A 14,408-nucleotide genomic window follows, 5' to 3' on the forward strand; every position below is an offset into this window, starting at 1 on the left:
GGGCCGTCAGCCGACGCTGCCGCCGACCAGCAGGCCGAGCACGTAGGTGACGGCCGCGGCCCCGTAGCCGATGGCGAGCTGGCGCAGGCCGCGCCACAGGGGCGAGGAGCCGGAGAGCAGGCCCACCACGCCGCCCGTGAACAGCAGCGCCAGGCCCACGAGAACCGCCGAGACAGCCAGCGCGGGGCCGCCCGTCATGCCGAAGATGTACGGCAGGATCGGGATGAGCGCGCCCGAGGCGAAGAACAGGAAGCTCGAGAGCGAAGCGCCCCACGCCGAGCCGATCTCCGCGAAGGACTCGGAGTGGTCCACCGGCCCCTGGGAGCCGTCGGGCCGCGCGGAGAACGCGGGGTTGCAGTCGCAGGTGAGGTAGCCGAGGCGCTCGAGGGCCCGGTGCTGGGCGTCCTCGGGCTCCATGCCGCGGGCGAGGTAGACCAGCTCGAGCTCGTTGCGGTCGATGTCCAGGTGCTTCGCGGCCTCGAGGGTGATCTGGGTGGGGGAGGAGGCCTCGAGCAGCTCCCGCTGGGACCGCACCGAGACGTACTCGCCGGCCGCCATGGACAGCGCGCCCGCCAGCAGGCCGGCCACGCCGGTGAACAGCACCACGGACGGCGCCACGCCCGTCGCGCCGATGCCCATCACGAGCGCCAGGTTGGAGACCAGCCCGTCGTTCATGCCGAAGACGGCGGCGCGGAAGTTGCCGGCCAGCTGCTCGCGACCCCGGGCGGCGAGGCCGCGCACGACCTCCTCGTGGATGGCCTCATCCGCCACCATGCCCTCGGGGGCGTCCTGGTCCTCCGCGTAGGGAGTGTCCGACTCGGCGCGCTGGGCCAGGGCCAGCACGAACACGGACCCGAACACGCGGGCCAGCCCGCGCAGCAGCATGCGGTGCACGGACGGGCGCGGCGGGTTCGAGGCGTGCGGGCCCAGCAGCCGCCGCCAGTGCTCCTCGTGCCGGGACTCGGCCTCGGAGAGCCCGAGCAGGACCTCCCGCTCCATCCCGTCCTTGCGGGCCGCGATGTCCCGGTAGATCTGGCCCTCGGCGATCTCGTCCGCGAGATAGCGGCGCCATCGGCGGATCTGCTCGCGGGTGGGCGCGGCGCCCGGGTGGCCGGGGCGGTCGACGGCGGTGCTCATGGTGCCTCCAGAGCGCTGGTGCGGCGGGCGCGGCGTCGCGTGTGGCCGGCGGGGCCGAGTGGACGGAGAGGGCGGGGCGTGCGGCCGCTCCAGAGGCCTGGCCCGGGGTCCGATCATACCGCCGCCGTCCGGACTCGGCTGGATAGCATGGGCGCATGTGCACCCAGAGCGCCCCGGACGCCGACGTCGACGGCACCGCGGCCGCCCCCGGACGGCGCCCCTGGGAGGAGCGCCTGCTCGACGGCGGGCGAGAGCCGGACCCCCGCTTCACGCTGGCCAACGAGCGCACCTTCCTGGCCTGGATCCGCACGTCGTTGGCCCTGCTGGCGGGCGGCGTGGCGGTGGAGGCGTTCGCGGGGGAGATGTTCCCGCCGACCGTGCGCTTCACCCTCGGCGCCCTGCTGCTGGTGGTCGGTGCCCTGCTCGCCCTCGGGGCCGGCGTGCGCTGGCTGCGCGTGGAGCGGGCCATGCGGAACGCGCGGCCGCTGCCCCTGCCACTGGTCGTGCCCGTGCTGGCCGGCGCCGTGGTGGTGGGCACCGTCGTGCTGCTGGCCGCGACGATCGCCCGGATGGGCTGAGCATGCCGCCCCGCCTCCCCGGCATCCCCCTGCCGAGGCCGGCCGCGCCGGGCGGCCACGCCGACCCCGGCCTGCAGCCCGAGCGCACGGTGCTGAGCTGGGACCGCACCGTGCTCGCCCTGCACGTGACGGCCCTGATGTTCGTGCGCTGGTACTCCGAGGTCGGCGTGTGGGCGTTCGCGCCCGCCGCCCTGGCCGCCCTGGTGGGTGCCGTGATCATGCTGGGCCAGCGCCGCCGGTACGGGCGGCAGTCCTCGGGCATCACCGTCAAGCGGGTGCGGCCGGCGTGGCGGACGGTGGCGGGCATGGTGGCGTTCGTGGTGGCGCTGTCCTGCCTGGGGCTGACGGCCATGGCCGCTCTGCTCGCTTCCGGGGCGCCGCTCTGACCGCTGTCGCTGAGGGCGCGGCCAGTACGCTGTGACGCATGACTCAGCACCGCCCCGCCTCCGCAGCCCTGCGCCACGCCGCCGAGGACGCGCCGCACAGCGCCGACGTCGTGGTCCTCGGCCACGGACTGGCCGGGCTGGCGGCCACGTGCGAGCTGCTCGAGGCCGGGCGCCGGGTGGTGCTCGTGGACCAGGAGCGCCCCGGTGACCTCGGCGGCCAGGCATGGTGGAGCTTCGGCGGCCTGTTCCTGGTGGACTCCCCGGAGCAGCGTCGGCTGCGCGTGCGGGACTCCGTGGACCTCGCCTGGCGCGACTGGCAGGACACCGCGGGCTTCACCGACGAGGACGTCCTGCCTCGGGCGTGGGCCGAGGCGTACGTGCATTTCGCGGCCGGGGAGAAGCGGTCCTGGCTCGCCGAGCGCGGCCATCGGCTCTTCCCGGTGGTGGGTTGGGCCGAGCGCCGCGTCCCCGACGTGTTCGGCGGCGGCCCGGGCATCGGCGGCAACTCGGTGCCCCGGTTCCACATCACGTGGGGCACGGGCGTGGGGATCGTGGAGCCGTTCGCCCTCGTGGTCGAGCGCGCGGCCTTCGACGGCCGCCTCACCTACCTGCCCCGCCACCGGGTGACGGAGCTGATCACCCAGGACCGCGCCGTCGTCGGCGTCCGGGGCGAGCGCCTGGCCGACGACGACGGCGCCCGCGGCACCGCATCCTCCCGGCAGGCGGTGGGCGGCTTCGAGGTGCGGGCCCAGGCGGTGCTGGTGGCCTCCGGCGGGATCGGAGCCGACCACGAGGCGGTGCGCGCCGTGTGGCCCAAGCGCCTGGGGACCGCCCCGCGGCGCATGCTCTCCGGCGTCCCGGCGTACGTGGACGGCTCCGGCATCCGTGCCGCGAAGGAGGCCGGCGCCCACGTGCTGCACCCGGATCGCATGTGGCACTACACGGAGGGCGTGGCCAACTGGGACCCGGTGTGGCCCGGCCACGGCATCCGCATCCTGCCCGGCCCCAGCTCCCTGTGGCTGGACGCCGCCGGCAACCGTCTGCCGCACCCGCGCTGGCCCGGGTTCGACACCCTCGGCACGCTGGGGGAGATCCGCCGCGGCGCGGGCGTGGGCCGGCACGGCGGCGGCGCCGAGCACACGTGGTTCGTGCTCAACGAGCGGATCATCGGCAAGGAGTTCGCGCTGTCCGGGTCGGAGCAGAACCCGGATCTGACCGGCCGTTCGCTGCGGGACGTGCTGGGCCGGGTCACGCAGGACATCCCCGCCCCGGTGCGCGCGTTCCTGGACCACGGTGAGGACTTCGTGCGCGCCCGCACCGTGGAGGAGCTGGTGGCGGAGATGAACGTCCTGATCGAGCGCTCCGGCTGGGACGAGGCCCCGCGCGTGGATGTGGACGCCGTGCGCCAGGCCGTGGCCGAGCACGAGGCCGGCGCCGCCGCCGCGGGCCTGGACCCGCAGGTGGACGCCGTGCGACGGGCACGGCAGTACCTGGGGGACAAGCTCATCCGGGCGGTGCCCCCGCACCGGCTCACGGACCCCGCGGCGGGACCGCTCGTGGCGGTGCGCCTGCGCACCCTCACCCGCAAGACCCTCGGCGGCCTGCACACGGACCTCAGCGGCCGCGTCCTGGACGAGCTCGGTGGCCCGGTGGAGGGGCTGTACGCCGCGGGCGAGGCGGCCGGGTTCGGCGGCGGCGGCATGCACGGCTTCCGTTCGCTGGAGGGCACCTTCCTGGGCGGGTGCCTCTTCAGCGGACGCACCGCGGGCCGGTCCCTGGCCGCCGCCGTCGCCTGAGGCTCAGTCGGTCTGGGACTCGTTGCGCTCCGGGTGCGGGCCGAACAGGAAGTGCCGGCCGGAGGCGGACTCGACGTCCACCTTCACGTAGAAGTCCTTGAGGGTGGGGACCCACGGCTGGATGCCGAGGGACTCGGCCTCGGCGATCTCCGCCTCCGTCTCGAGTCGGCGGGCGGTGCCGTGCAGGAGCACGGACCAGGCCTGGTCGGAGAGGATCCCGTCCGCCTGGAGGACCACGGTGGGGTTGACGGTCAGCTCGGCGAGCTTGGAGCCCGGCGCCGTGCGGAAGTAGACCGCGCCCTCGTGGGTGCGGACGTTCACCGGCACGATGTCCGGACGGCCGTCGACGGCCAGGCCGAGGCGGGCGTGGCGGACGCCGCCGAGCAGCCTCCAGATCTGCTCGTCCGTCAGGGCGAGCACCGGCTCGCCGTCCGGGTGCGGGAACATCGAGGCGTCCCCCACGGCGGGGTCGGGGCGCTGCATCGAGGGGGTGGTGTGCTCGGTCATGGGGCGACCTCCCGGGTCTCGTCGGTGTCGGCGGTGTCCCCGTCATTCTGTCCCGCCCCGCGATGTGCGGCCAGGCCCGCCAGCACGGCGTGGGCGGTCGGGGCCTCCCGGTCCCGGCCGACGGCGAGCAGGTGCCGGGCCAGGTGCGGGGGCGTGGCGGGGGCGAGGCCGGCGTCGTCGGCGGCGGTGAGCGTGCCTCCGGCGCGGGCCACGAGCAGCTGGCCGGCCGCGATGTCCCACGGGTTCGTGTCGACCGCCAGCGTGGCGTCCGCCCACCCCGCGGCGGTGAAGGCGAGCTCGAGCGCCCCGGACACGGTGCGGCGGACGGTGGCGAACGCGTCCACGAGCTCCGCGAACCGGCCCAGCGCGTCCCCGCCCTCGCGGCGCAGCGCCTCCGCCGCCGGGTAGGAGGTCACCAGGTTCAGGGCGCGCTCGCCGCCGGCCGGCGCGGCGCGCAGCGGCAGGGGCGCCTCGCCGAGCCACGCGCCCGAGTCGTCCGCGGAGAACTCCAGGCCGTTCGCCGGGTCCACCACGACGCCGGCCACGACCTCCCCGTCCACCTCCGCGGCGATCGAGACGGAGAACATCGCGAAGCCGTGCGTGAAGTTGGAGGTGCCGTCGATGGGGTCCACGATCCACCGCACGCGGGAGCCGCCCTCGGCTCCCGGCGCGGTGTCCGAGGGTGAGGCGACGGTCGTGCCGGTCTCCTCGCCGAGCACCGCGCTGCCCGGCACAGCCGCGGTGAGCGCGGCGATCAGCGCCTCCTCGGTGGCGCGGTCGTGCTGGGTGACGAGGTCGTGGTGGTTGCGCTTGGTGGTGGCGGAGGCATCCGGCGTGCGGAACGCCGCGGCCAGGGCCGGGGCCACCGCGCGGGCGGCCTCCAGGGCGATCGCGCGCAGCGCGGCGGGGGAGGGGGCGGCAGGGGATACGGCGGTGCGGTCTGCGGGGGCGGGGGTGTCCGGCGCGGTCATGCCCTCAGACTAGGCACGCACCGCCCCTGTCTCGGGCGTGACGGGCATCCCCTGCCCCGCTCGACGTGCGTGATACTGGTCCCATGTCCGCGTCCTCCGCCGCCTCCGCAGCCCAGTCCGATCCCGCCCGTCGCCAGCGCCTGGCCACGGACGGCGGGCCCACCACCGCCGAGAACCTCGCCACGCACCTCCAGGAGTCCTGGAACCGCTGGCACCGCTCCCGGGCCCTGAAGAAGGGCTACGTGCCCACGCTCATGGCGTTCACGGGCTACGGCAGCACCTCGTGGGTGCGGATCCTCTCCCGCGTGGTCATCGCGAACGACGCGGACTTCCTCAACGGCCGCCGCCTCTCCAAGGTCGTCGCGGACGGCGTCCACGGCTGGCGCAACTTCGTGGCCCCGCCCATGGCCTACGCGCAGGTGCAGGTGCAGGTGGGCGACCTCACGATTATGGTGCGCGCGGACCGGATGGGCGTCGTCGACGTCGTCCTGGACGTGGAGCTCGAGCCGGGGTGGCGCACCGCGACCCTCTGCGTGGGCGACGAAGAGGCGGTCACCATGGACCTCTACATCACTTCGCCCGAGGCGAAGGTCGGCCTGGTCTCCGACATCGACGACACCGTGGTGGTGACCTCCCTGCCGCGCCCGCTGCTGGCGGCGTGGAACTCGTTCGTGATCGACGAGCACGCCCGCACGCCCACCCCCGGCATGGCGGTGCTGCTGCGCCGCATCGCGGAGGCCGAGCCCATGGCGCCGGTCGTGTACCTCTCCACCGGCGCGTGGAACGTGGCGCAGACCCTCACCCGCTTCCTGGGGCGCAACCTGTACCCGCTGGGCGCGCTGCTGCTCACCAGCTGGGGCCCCACGAAGGACCGCTGGTTCCGTTCCGGCCAGGAGCACAAGGTGACCCAGCTCGAGCGCCTGGCGGAGCAGTTCCCGGACATGCAGTGGATCCTCGTGGGCGACGACGGGCAGCACGACCCCGAGATCTACGCCGGGTTCGCCACGCGGCACCCGGACAAGGTCAAGGCGATCGTCATCCGCCAGCTCACCCCCTCCGAGGCCCTGCTCGCCGGCGGCCGCGCGGAGGACACGCGGCACTCCACCCCGGGCATCCCCTGGTGCTACGGCCCCGACGGCGCCGCGCTGTCCAACCAGCTCGAGGACCTGGGCATCCTGCCCGTGGAATTCGTGGACGTCCACCCTGAGGGCTGGCTCGAGGACATCCTCGGCGAGGACGAGGCCGCGCAGGCCGCCCGTGACGGTCGCCGGAGTGCGGGCGAGGGCGTCCTGCCCGGCACCGGCGCGGACCAGGACCAGGCCCGGGACGTGGACGTCTCGGCCCAGTCCTGATGCCGGGCGGAACGCGGACATGAGCGGCACGACGACGACGCGCGGTGCCTCCCGCGGGGACGGCGCCGGCCGGTGGGTGGAGGTCCGGGTCCCGCTGCGCTGGGCGGACATGGACGCGTACGGGCACGTGAACAACGTCGCGGTGGTGCAGGTGCTCGAGGAGGCCCGCGTGGCCGCCTTCGGGGTGCCCGCGAACACGGGCGCCGGCGGCGGGGGGAGCGCCCCGATCGACCTGCTCGAGGGCGTGGCTCCCGGCGTGCGGACGTTCGTCTCCGAGCACACCGTGAAGTACCGGGCACAGATGCCGTACCGGCCCGTGCCGTTGCGGGTGCGGGTCGGCGTCGCCGCGGTGAAGGCGGTGTCCGTGGAGGTGCGCTACGAGCTCTACGACGGTGTGGACGGCACCCTGTGCGCCACCGCCACCTCGGTGATGGTGTTCGTGGACGGGGAGAGCGGCCGCCCCGTGCGGCTCACCGCCGAGCAGCGGGCGGCGCTGGCGGGCTGATCCGCGGGCGGGGCGGGATCAGACGACGCCCTGCGCCAGCATCGCGTCGGCCACCTTGATGAAGCCGGCGACGTTCGCACCGGCCACGTAGTTGCCCGGGGTCCCGTACTCTTCGGCGGTCTCCACGCAGCGGTCGTGGATGTCGCGCATGATCCTCTCGAGGCGCTCGTGGGTGTCGTCGAAGCCCCACGAGTCGCGGGAGGCGTTCTGCTGCATCTCGAGCGCGGAGGTGGCCACGCCGCCGGCGTTGGCGGCCTTGCCCGGGCCGAACAGCACGCCGGCCTCGAGGAACAGCTCGGTGGCCTTCTCCGTGGTGGGCATGTTGGCGCCCTCGGCCACGGCCTTGACACCCCGCTCCACCAGGCCCTTGGCGGCGGCCTCGTCCAGCTCGTTCTGCGTGGCGCACGGCAGCGCCACCGTGCCCTCCACGTCCCACACGGAGCCGCCGGCCACGTAGCGGGCGGCGCCGCCGCGGCGCTCGGCGTACTCCGAGATGCGGCCCCGCTCCACCTCCTTGATCTGCTTGAGCAGCTCCAGGTCGAGGCCGGCGGGGTCCACCACGCAGCCCGCGGAGTCCGAGGCGGTCAGCACGGTGGCGCCCAGGGCGGCGGCCTTCTCCGCGGCGTAGATGGCCACGTTGCCGGAGCCGGAGATCAGGACCTGCTGGCCGTCCATGGACTCGCCCCGCGTGCGGAGCATGGCGTCCGCGAACATCACGGTGCCGTAGCCGGTCGCCTCGGTGCGCACGAGCGAGCCGCCCCAGGTCAGGCCCTTGCCGGTGAGGACGCCGGCCTCGAAGCGGTTGGTCAGGCGCTTGTACTGGCCGAACAGGTAGCCGATCTCGCGGCCGCCCACGCCGATGTCGCCGGCCGGCACGTCCGTGTGTTCGCCGATGTGGCGGTGCAGCTCCGTCATGAAGGACTGGCAGAAGCGCATGACCTCCCCATCGGAGCGGCCGGCCGGGTCGAAGTCGGAGCCGCCCTTGCCGCCGCCGATCGGCATGCCGGTCAGCGCGTTCTTGAAGATCTGCTCGAAGCCGAGGAACTTGATGATGCCCAGGTACACGGAGGGGTGGAAGCGCAGGCCGCCCTTGTACGGGCCGAGCGCCGAGTTGAACTCCACCCGGAAGCCGCGGTTGACCTGGACGACGCCCGCGTCGTCGATCCACGGCACGCGGAAGATGATCTGACGCTCCGGCTCGCACAGGCGGTGCAGGATGCCGGACTCCACGTACTGGGGGCGGCGCTCCACCACGGGGTCCAGGGCCGCGAACACCTCGGAGACGGCCTGGTGGAACTCGGCCTCGCCGGGGTTGCGGGCGAAGATGTCGTCTCGCAGGGTCTCGAGGGCCTGGTGCATGGGATACCTCCATCGGTCGGACGCCCGGGGGCGCCGCTGGTCGGTGCCGGGCACGGGCACGTCCGGACGGATCGGAGGGTGCGTGCCCGGCGACGTTGCCGTGCCCCGGTCCACGGGGCATCCTGGCCAGTGTGGCAGGACCCCAGCACCTCCGGCCGGATGTGACAGGTGCGGCCCCGGCTCGAGCGGGGCGGTCGCCCTCAGCCGAACACGCGGCCGGCGCGGCCGGCCAGGGTCCCGGGCATGTCGAGGAAGCGCCGGGCCAACTCGCCGCGGCGGCGGCGCTGGACGTGGACCGCACGCTCGTAGTGGCCCATGAGCTGCTCGCACAGCACGGGCCAGGTGCGCCCCTGCATGGACGCCCATGCGGCCTCGGCGAACGCGTCCCGCTTGGCGTCGTCGTGGATCAGGTCCACCACGCGGGCACGCATCTCGTCCAGCCGGCCGGGCTCGTAGATCCATCCGGTGCGGGAGGAGTCCACGATGTCCAGGGGGCCGCCGCGGCCCACCGCCACCACGGGCACGCGGGACGCCATGGCCTCCTGCAGGGTCTGGCCGAAGGTGTCCGACTCCCCGGGGTGGACGAACAGGTCCAGGCTGGCCACGTGACGGGCGAGGTCCTCCCCGCCCTGGAATCCGGCGAAGTGCGCGCCCGGCAGCTGCCGCTCGAGCTGTTCGCGCAGCGGGCCGGAGCCGATCACCACGAGGCGCGTGCCGGGCAGGTCGGAGAGCACGGCCAGGTCCTGCACCTGCTTCTCGTGCGCGAGCCGGCCCACGAACCCGATTAGCCGCTCATCCTGCGGGGCGAGCTCGGCGCGCAGGGCGTCGTCCCGCTTGGCGGGGTGGAAGCGCTGGGAGTCCACGCCGCGGCCCCACAGGTGCACGCGGCGCACGCCCACCCGGTGCAGCTGGCGCAGCGTGAAGGAGGAGGGCGCGAGGGTGAGGGTGGCGGTGTTGTGCAGGCGCGTCACGTGGTTCCACAGCACGTCCTCGAGCCACGGGGCGCCGTACTTCGCGGCGTAGCGCGGCACCTCGGTCTGGTACACCGCCACCGAGGGGATCCCCAGCTCCTCGGCCGCCTGCACCGCGCGCCAGCCCAGCACGAACGGGGAGGCGATGTGCACCACGTCCGGGCGGAACCCGTTCAGCAGACCGCGCAGACGGGCCACCGTCCCGTAGGCCACGCGGACCGAGGAGTACCCGGACATCGGCACGGACGGCAGGGCCACCACGGGGAACCCCTCCACCTCGGTCGGCGCCTGACCGGCACCGCCGCGCTGCGTCCAGCCTGCCGTCCACGAGGCGGCCGGGGCGATCACGATCGCCTCGTCCCCCCGTGAGCGCAGGTGCTTGAGGACCTGGAGGACGGAGTTGGTCACCCCGTTCATGTGGGGCAGGAACGACTCGGCGATCACGGCGACGCGCATGGCCCCGACGGTAGGGGCGGCAGGCCACGGCGCGGTCAGGCGCGGGCGACCCGCCGGTGGCACGGCGGTGAACTCTCGGTGCCGGACGACGCCGGCCCGGTCCGGTGGGCGCCTCCGCGCCGGGTGGCACCATAGACGGGTGAACCCCCGCGTCCCGAGCCTGCTGCGCCCCATGCCCCTGCCCCTGTGGCTCCAGGGGGTGGTGGAGGCGCTCGTCACCGCGCTGACGAGCCTGGCCGCGGTCCTCGGGCCCACTCTGCTGGTCTGGGTGACCGGCGGGTTCTCCAGCACTCGGATCGAGGACGTCGTCCAGACGGGAGGGGCCCTCTGGCTGGGTCTGCACGCGGTGCCCGTCACCGTCACCACCCCGCTCCCCGCCGCGGATGCGCAGGCGCTGGTCAGCACCGTCTGGATGGTCCCCTGGGGACTGACCCTCCTGCCCGCCTGGCTCAGCTGGCGGGCGGGACGGCGACTGGCCCGCGCGTCGTACCGGGACCAGGCGTGGCAGGCGCTCGCAGGCGCGGTGGCCGCGTACGGTGCGGTCGCGCTCACCTGCGCGACGCTGCCTGGCGCGGGCCGGCTCACCGCGTCCCCGTGGCCGGGGGTCCTGCTGCCGTGCCTGCTGTTCACGGCGGCCGCCCTGGCCGGTGCACGCCGGGAGGCCGGGACGTGGGCGCACCTGATCGGCCTCGACCTGACGGAGCGGATCGCCCGGCGCTCCCAGTACGAGCGGTGGGCCGGCACCTATGCGTGGGCGCTCGTCCGGGCCGCGGGCGTGGCGCTGGCCGGGCTCGTGGCCCTCAACGCGCTGCTCGTGGTGGTGACCCTGGCCGTGCACTGGGCGCCCGTGGTGCGGGTGCAGCAGATGGTCGACGCCGGCCCCGTCGGCGGTCTGATGCTCGCCCTGCTGCAGATCGGCTGGCTCCCGACCTTCACGGCGTGGGCCCTCGCGTGGACCGCGGGCCCGGGCTTCCGGGTCGGCTCGGACAGCCTGTACTCGGTGTTCGGCGCCCATCCGGCGTCGGTGCCGGCGCTGCCCGTGCTCGAGGCGCTGCCGTCGACGTGGCAGCCGTGGTTCCCCGTGCTCGTCCTCGTGCCCGTGGCGGCCGGGGCGCTCGCGGGCTGGTGGCTGCTGCGGGAGGGGGAGAACCATCTCGACGACTGGCTCGCCCGGCGGATCGACGCGCGCTGGGCCTCGCTCGCCCTCTCCACCCTCGCCCAGTCCCTCCTCCTGGGCCTGCTCACGGCGGCGGCCCTGGTGGTCCCGCTCGCCCTCACGCAGGGCACCTTCGGGATCGGCACGCTCGCGCAGGTCGGGTCCTCGGTGCTGCCGGTGTGCCTTGCGGTGGCCGGGTGGACCGCGCTGGGCTGCGCGATCGGCTACCTCGTGGCGCTCGCCGTGATGGACCGTCCGGTGCGGCCCGGGCGCACCCTCACCCTGCCGTTCTCGGGGTCCCGGGCCGCCCGGGGCGAGGCCGGCCGCCAGGACGGCCGGCTCCGCCTGCCGGCCCTGCCCGCCCCGGGCTCGGGCCGGGGCGGCCGCGGGTCCACCGCGGAGCCGCGGGACGGAGCCGCAGGAGACGACGACGAGCGCGCCGCCCGGCACGCGACGGTCGACCCGGACGAGACCCCGGTGCCCTCCGTGGACCCCGACGCGGAGCGGATCGAGGGGCAGCGGGAGGTCCCGGCGGAGCCGCGGGCGTCCACGGGAGCCGGATCGGCTGCCCGGCCCGTGCGGGTGCCGCGGGCCCGGTCGCGGCGCGCCCGGGGCTGACCCGGCCGACGAGCGGATCCCCGGCGGGCGGACTCAGCCGCCCAGCTGAGCCACGCCGGTGCGCTCCTCGACCACCCGGGTGAACTCCCGGGCGCACTCGTGCTGGGCGCGGACGGTCACCGCCGAGCCGGTGCACCGCTCGAACGCTGCGGTCTCGTTCCACAGCAAGGCCGGGAGCAGGCCCACCGTCAGGCCGACGAGGGCCAGGGCGGACCCGGCGCCTGCTGCGGCGCGGGACGACCCCGAACGGTCCACGCCGCGGGAGCCGGACCACACGAGCGCGCCCAGCACGAGGGCCACGACCGCCAGGGCGGGGGAGACGAGCTTCCACGGCAGCGCGAGCGTGAACGTGAGCACCATGCCCAGCAGGGCCGCGGACTGCCACATCAGACGGCGTCCCACGCGGGTGCGTGCCGGGTCCTCGCCGTCGGGGCGTCGGGCCGGCGGGGTCACGGGAGGGGGCGGAGTCGCGGACACCCCCTCACCCTACGATGGGTGCCATGCGCATCCTCGCCCTCGTCTCCGGGTCCGGCACCAACCTCCAGGCGGTCCTCGACGCCGTCGCCTCCGGGGCGTCGCCCGTGGAGGTCGTGGCCGTCGGCTCGGACGTCCCCGAGGCGCAGGGCCTGGCCCGCGCCGAGGCCCAGGGCATCGAGACCTTCACCGTGGCGCCGGGCGACCACGCCTCCCGTGCGGAGTGGGACGCCGCTCTCGCGGACGCGATCGCCGCCCACGAGCCGGACTGGGTGGTGTGCTCCGGGTTCATGCGGATCCTCGGAGCCCCCGTCCTGGAGCGGTTCGCCGGGCGGATCGTCAATACGCACCCGGCCCTGCTGCCGTCCTTCCCCGGCGCCCACGGCGTGCGGGACGCCCTGGCCCACGGGGTGAAGATCACCGGCTGCACGGTGCACCTGGTGGACGCCGGCGTGGACACCGGGCCGATCCTGGCCCAGGCGGCCGTGCCCGTCCTGGACACGGACACCGAGGAGACGCTCCACGAGCGCATCAAGGTGCAGGAGCGCGCCCTGCTGCTGCGCGTGCTCGGAGAGCTCGCCGCCGGCCGCGCCTGACCTCCGACGTCACGCCGGAGCCGGGAAGGTCCCCTCAGTCCTCGGCCACCTCGAGTGCGCGTCCGCGGGTCTCCGGGGCCCACGCGAACATCACGGCCACGGCCAGCAGCACGAGGACCGCGGTCACGGCGAAGGCGCCCGGCAGGCCCAGAGCCGGCACCAGGGTCCCCACGAAGAACAGGGGCCCCAGTCCTGCACCCACCCGGGACGCCGCGGAGGCCCAGCCGAAGCCGGAGGCGCGCAGCGTCGTCGGGTACAGCTCGGAGACGTACGTGTAGAGCACCGGGATGGCGATCTGCACCACGAACCCGTACGCGAGCACGAGCGGCAGAGCCGCCCCCGGCACGCCCAGCACGGAGGCCAGCCACACGAGCAGGCCCGCGGCGACGGCGGCGCTCACCGCCAGCAGCCACCGTCGGCCGGTGGCCTCGACCAGGAGCGCGGAGACCACCACGCCGACGAGGCCGGCGGCGGCCATGCCGGAGGTGGTGATGAACGCGCGGGACTGCTCGAAGCCCGCCTCGATGAGGAACGTGGGCAGCCATTGCAGGGCGATGTAGTAGATCAGCATGATCGCCACGAACAGCAGCCAGGCGGCGGCGGTGATGCGCGGGGAGAAGCGCCAGACGGCGGCCAGCTGGGAGGTCAGGGCGCTTCCGGCGCCGCCCCGCTGCGGCTCGACCGCGGGCATGACGTAGTCGCGGCGCTCCGCGCCGGTGTGCTCGACCATGCTGTCGACGACGTGGCGGGCCTCCGCCTCGCGGCCGCGGCTCATCAGGTAGAGCGGGGACTCGGGGATGCCGAGACGGACGACGAACACGAGCAGGGCGGGCAGCACCATGGCGAGCAGCGGCAGGCGCCAGTCGCCCCACGTGCCCACGAGCCACGCGGAGACCACGCCGCACAGGGCGGCGCCGACCGGCCACCAGCCGTCCATGGCGGTCAGGACGCGCCCCCGGAGGCGCTTCGGGGTGAACTCGCCCACGAGGGCGTAGTCGACGGGGATGGTGCCGCCGAGGCCGATGCCCGCCAGGAAGCGGAACACGGCGAACCACAGCAGCGAGTCCGTGAACGCGCCGGCCAGCGTGAACAGGGAGAAGATCAGCAGCGTCCACGTGAAGGCCGCCTTCCGGCCGATCCGGTCCGCGATGGTGCCCCACGCGAACGCGCCGACGGCCATGCCGATCAGGTTGGCGGTGCCGATCCAGGCGGCATCCGCCTTGGTCAGTCCCCATTCCTCGGTCAGCAGCGGGATCATGACGCCGTTGAGCGTCACGTCCCACGCGTCGAACATGAAGCCGAGGCCGCCGATGAGGAAGATGCGGCCCTGCACGGACCAGCGCCAGGGCAGCTCCTGGACCACGGTCTCGCCGGTGACGGCGGCTGCGGCGGGGGAGGGGCGGGCGGACGAGGGCACGAGGGAGCCTCCGAGGCGGTGGGCCCGCGGGAGCCCGGGCCGGTCACGGCCATTATGCGCCGTCCTCCGCCTAGACTGGTGCGCGGCCTGCGGAAGGCGTCCGCGCACGTGCTGCGCCGGGGCGCGCAC

The 14,408-nt window shown here is 74.9% G+C and carries 14 protein-coding genes; 7 read left to right on the plus strand and 7 right to left on the minus strand.

The features are described 5' to 3' along the window. Window positions 1-6 precede the first annotated feature (6 nt). Window positions 7-1,137, minus strand: coding sequence for a VIT1/CCC1 transporter family protein (locus MA879_RS01545; protein ID WP_248122747.1), 1,131 nt, complete (start codon window positions 1,135-1,137; stop codon window positions 7-9). A 155-nt stretch (window positions 1,138-1,292) separates the two neighbouring features. On the opposite strand from MA879_RS01545, the gene MA879_RS01550 reads away from it, so the two are divergent. The 3 genes from MA879_RS01550 to MA879_RS01560 are packed head-to-tail and all read left to right on the plus strand — an operon-like array spanning window position 1,293 to window position 3,897. Then, window positions 1,293-1,715: a YidH family protein gene (locus MA879_RS01550; protein ID WP_248122749.1), complete on the plus strand. Its 423-nt coding sequence runs from the start codon at window positions 1,293-1,295 to the stop codon at window positions 1,713-1,715. A 2-nt stretch (window positions 1,716-1,717) separates the two neighbouring features. Next, window positions 1,718-2,101: a DUF202 domain-containing protein gene (locus MA879_RS01555; RefSeq protein WP_248122750.1), complete on the plus strand. Its 384-nt coding sequence runs from the start codon at window positions 1,718-1,720 to the stop codon at window positions 2,099-2,101. A gap of 38 nt (window positions 2,102-2,139) precedes the next feature. Beyond that, window positions 2,140-3,897 carry an FAD-binding dehydrogenase gene (locus MA879_RS01560; protein ID WP_248122752.1) on the plus strand — a complete coding sequence of 586 codons (1,758 nt, stop codon included), beginning with the start codon at window positions 2,140-2,142 and terminating at the stop codon, window positions 3,895-3,897. Window positions 3,898-3,900: 3 nt separating this feature from the next. Here the strand turns inward: MA879_RS01560 and MA879_RS01565 are convergent, their stop codons facing one another. Further along, a complete protein-coding gene (locus MA879_RS01565) occupies window positions 3,901-4,404 on the minus strand; it encodes a pyridoxamine 5'-phosphate oxidase family protein (RefSeq protein WP_248122754.1) in 504 nt (167 codons plus the stop codon). Further along, complete coding sequence (locus MA879_RS01570; protein WP_248122756.1) at window positions 4,401-5,375, minus strand: inositol monophosphatase family protein; 975 nt, start codon at window positions 5,373-5,375, stop codon at window positions 4,401-4,403. The genes MA879_RS01565 and MA879_RS01570 overlap by 4 nt, the downstream gene beginning before the upstream one ends. An 83-nt stretch (window positions 5,376-5,458) precedes the next feature. Between MA879_RS01570 and MA879_RS01575 the strand changes: the two genes are divergently transcribed. Next, entirely contained in the window at window positions 5,459-6,727 is a 1,269-nt protein-coding gene (locus MA879_RS01575) for an App1 family protein (protein ID WP_248122758.1), read from the plus strand. Between the two features lie 19 nt (window positions 6,728-6,746). Beyond that, complete coding sequence (locus MA879_RS01580; RefSeq protein WP_248122760.1) at window positions 6,747-7,232, plus strand: acyl-CoA thioesterase; 486 nt, start codon at window positions 6,747-6,749, stop codon at window positions 7,230-7,232. A gap of 18 nt (window positions 7,233-7,250) precedes the next feature. Here MA879_RS01580 and gdhA read toward each other — a convergent pair whose 3' ends face one another. Beyond that, complete coding sequence (gdhA, locus tag MA879_RS01585) at window positions 7,251-8,591, minus strand: NADP-specific glutamate dehydrogenase (RefSeq protein ID WP_248122762.1); 1,341 nt, start codon at window positions 8,589-8,591, stop codon at window positions 7,251-7,253. 200 nt (window positions 8,592-8,791) lie between these two features. Beyond that, entirely contained in the window at window positions 8,792-10,018 is a 1,227-nt protein-coding gene (locus MA879_RS01590; protein WP_248122764.1) for a glycosyltransferase family 4 protein, read from the minus strand. 139 nt (window positions 10,019-10,157) lie between these two features. On the opposite strand from MA879_RS01590, the gene MA879_RS01595 reads away from it, so the two are divergent. Continuing rightward, window positions 10,158-11,792: a cell division protein PerM gene (locus tag MA879_RS01595; RefSeq protein WP_248122766.1), complete on the plus strand. Its 1,635-nt coding sequence runs from the start codon at window positions 10,158-10,160 to the stop codon at window positions 11,790-11,792. Between the two features lie 33 nt (window positions 11,793-11,825). On the opposite strand, the gene MA879_RS01600 is transcribed toward MA879_RS01595, so the two are convergent. Further along, complete coding sequence (locus tag MA879_RS01600; protein WP_248122768.1) at window positions 11,826-12,245, minus strand: hypothetical protein; 420 nt, start codon at window positions 12,243-12,245, stop codon at window positions 11,826-11,828. A 47-nt stretch (window positions 12,246-12,292) separates the two neighbouring features. Here MA879_RS01600 and purN point away from each other — a divergent pair, with 47 nt between their 5' ends. After that, window positions 12,293-12,862 (plus strand): phosphoribosylglycinamide formyltransferase, encoded by a 570-nt coding sequence (gene purN, locus MA879_RS01605; protein ID WP_248122770.1) that lies wholly within the window; start codon window positions 12,293-12,295, stop codon window positions 12,860-12,862. 34 nt (window positions 12,863-12,896) lie between these two features. Here purN and MA879_RS01610 read toward each other — a convergent pair whose 3' ends face one another. Then, entirely contained in the window at window positions 12,897-14,279 is a 1,383-nt protein-coding gene (locus tag MA879_RS01610) for an MFS transporter (protein ID WP_248122772.1), read from the minus strand. Window positions 14,280-14,408 lie beyond the last annotated feature (129 nt).

Origin of the sequence: Micrococcus lacusdianchii, assembly GCF_023155805.1 — a bacterium.
Classification (GTDB): Bacteria; Actinomycetota; Actinomycetes; order Actinomycetales; family Micrococcaceae; genus Micrococcus; species Micrococcus lacusdianchii.

Excerpts from the sequence above, each read along its gene's own strand:
- MA879_RS01545 (WP_248122747.1), bottom strand. The coding sequence starts at position 1,137 with ATGAGCACCGCCGTCGACCGCCCCGGCCACCCGGGCGCCGCGCCCACC.
- MA879_RS01550 (WP_248122749.1), top strand. The coding sequence starts at position 1,293 with ATGTGCACCCAGAGCGCCCCGGACGCCGACGTCGACGGCACCGCGGCC.
- MA879_RS01555 (WP_248122750.1), top strand. The coding sequence starts at position 1,718 with ATGCCGCCCCGCCTCCCCGGCATCCCCCTGCCGAGGCCGGCCGCGCCG.
- MA879_RS01560 (WP_248122752.1), top strand. The coding sequence starts at position 2,140 with ATGACTCAGCACCGCCCCGCCTCCGCAGCCCTGCGCCACGCCGCCGAG.
- MA879_RS01565 (WP_248122754.1), bottom strand. The coding sequence starts at position 4,404 with ATGACCGAGCACACCACCCCCTCGATGCAGCGCCCCGACCCCGCCGTG.
- MA879_RS01570 (WP_248122756.1), bottom strand. The coding sequence starts at position 5,375 with ATGACCGCGCCGGACACCCCCGCCCCCGCAGACCGCACCGCCGTATCC.
- MA879_RS01575 (WP_248122758.1), top strand. The coding sequence starts at position 5,459 with ATGTCCGCGTCCTCCGCCGCCTCCGCAGCCCAGTCCGATCCCGCCCGT.
- MA879_RS01580 (WP_248122760.1), top strand. The coding sequence starts at position 6,747 with ATGAGCGGCACGACGACGACGCGCGGTGCCTCCCGCGGGGACGGCGCC.
- gdhA (WP_248122762.1), bottom strand. The coding sequence starts at position 8,591 with ATGCACCAGGCCCTCGAGACCCTGCGAGACGACATCTTCGCCCGCAAC.
- MA879_RS01590 (WP_248122764.1), bottom strand. The coding sequence starts at position 10,018 with ATGCGCGTCGCCGTGATCGCCGAGTCGTTCCTGCCCCACATGAACGGG.
- purN (WP_248122770.1), top strand. The coding sequence starts at position 12,293 with ATGCGCATCCTCGCCCTCGTCTCCGGGTCCGGCACCAACCTCCAGGCG.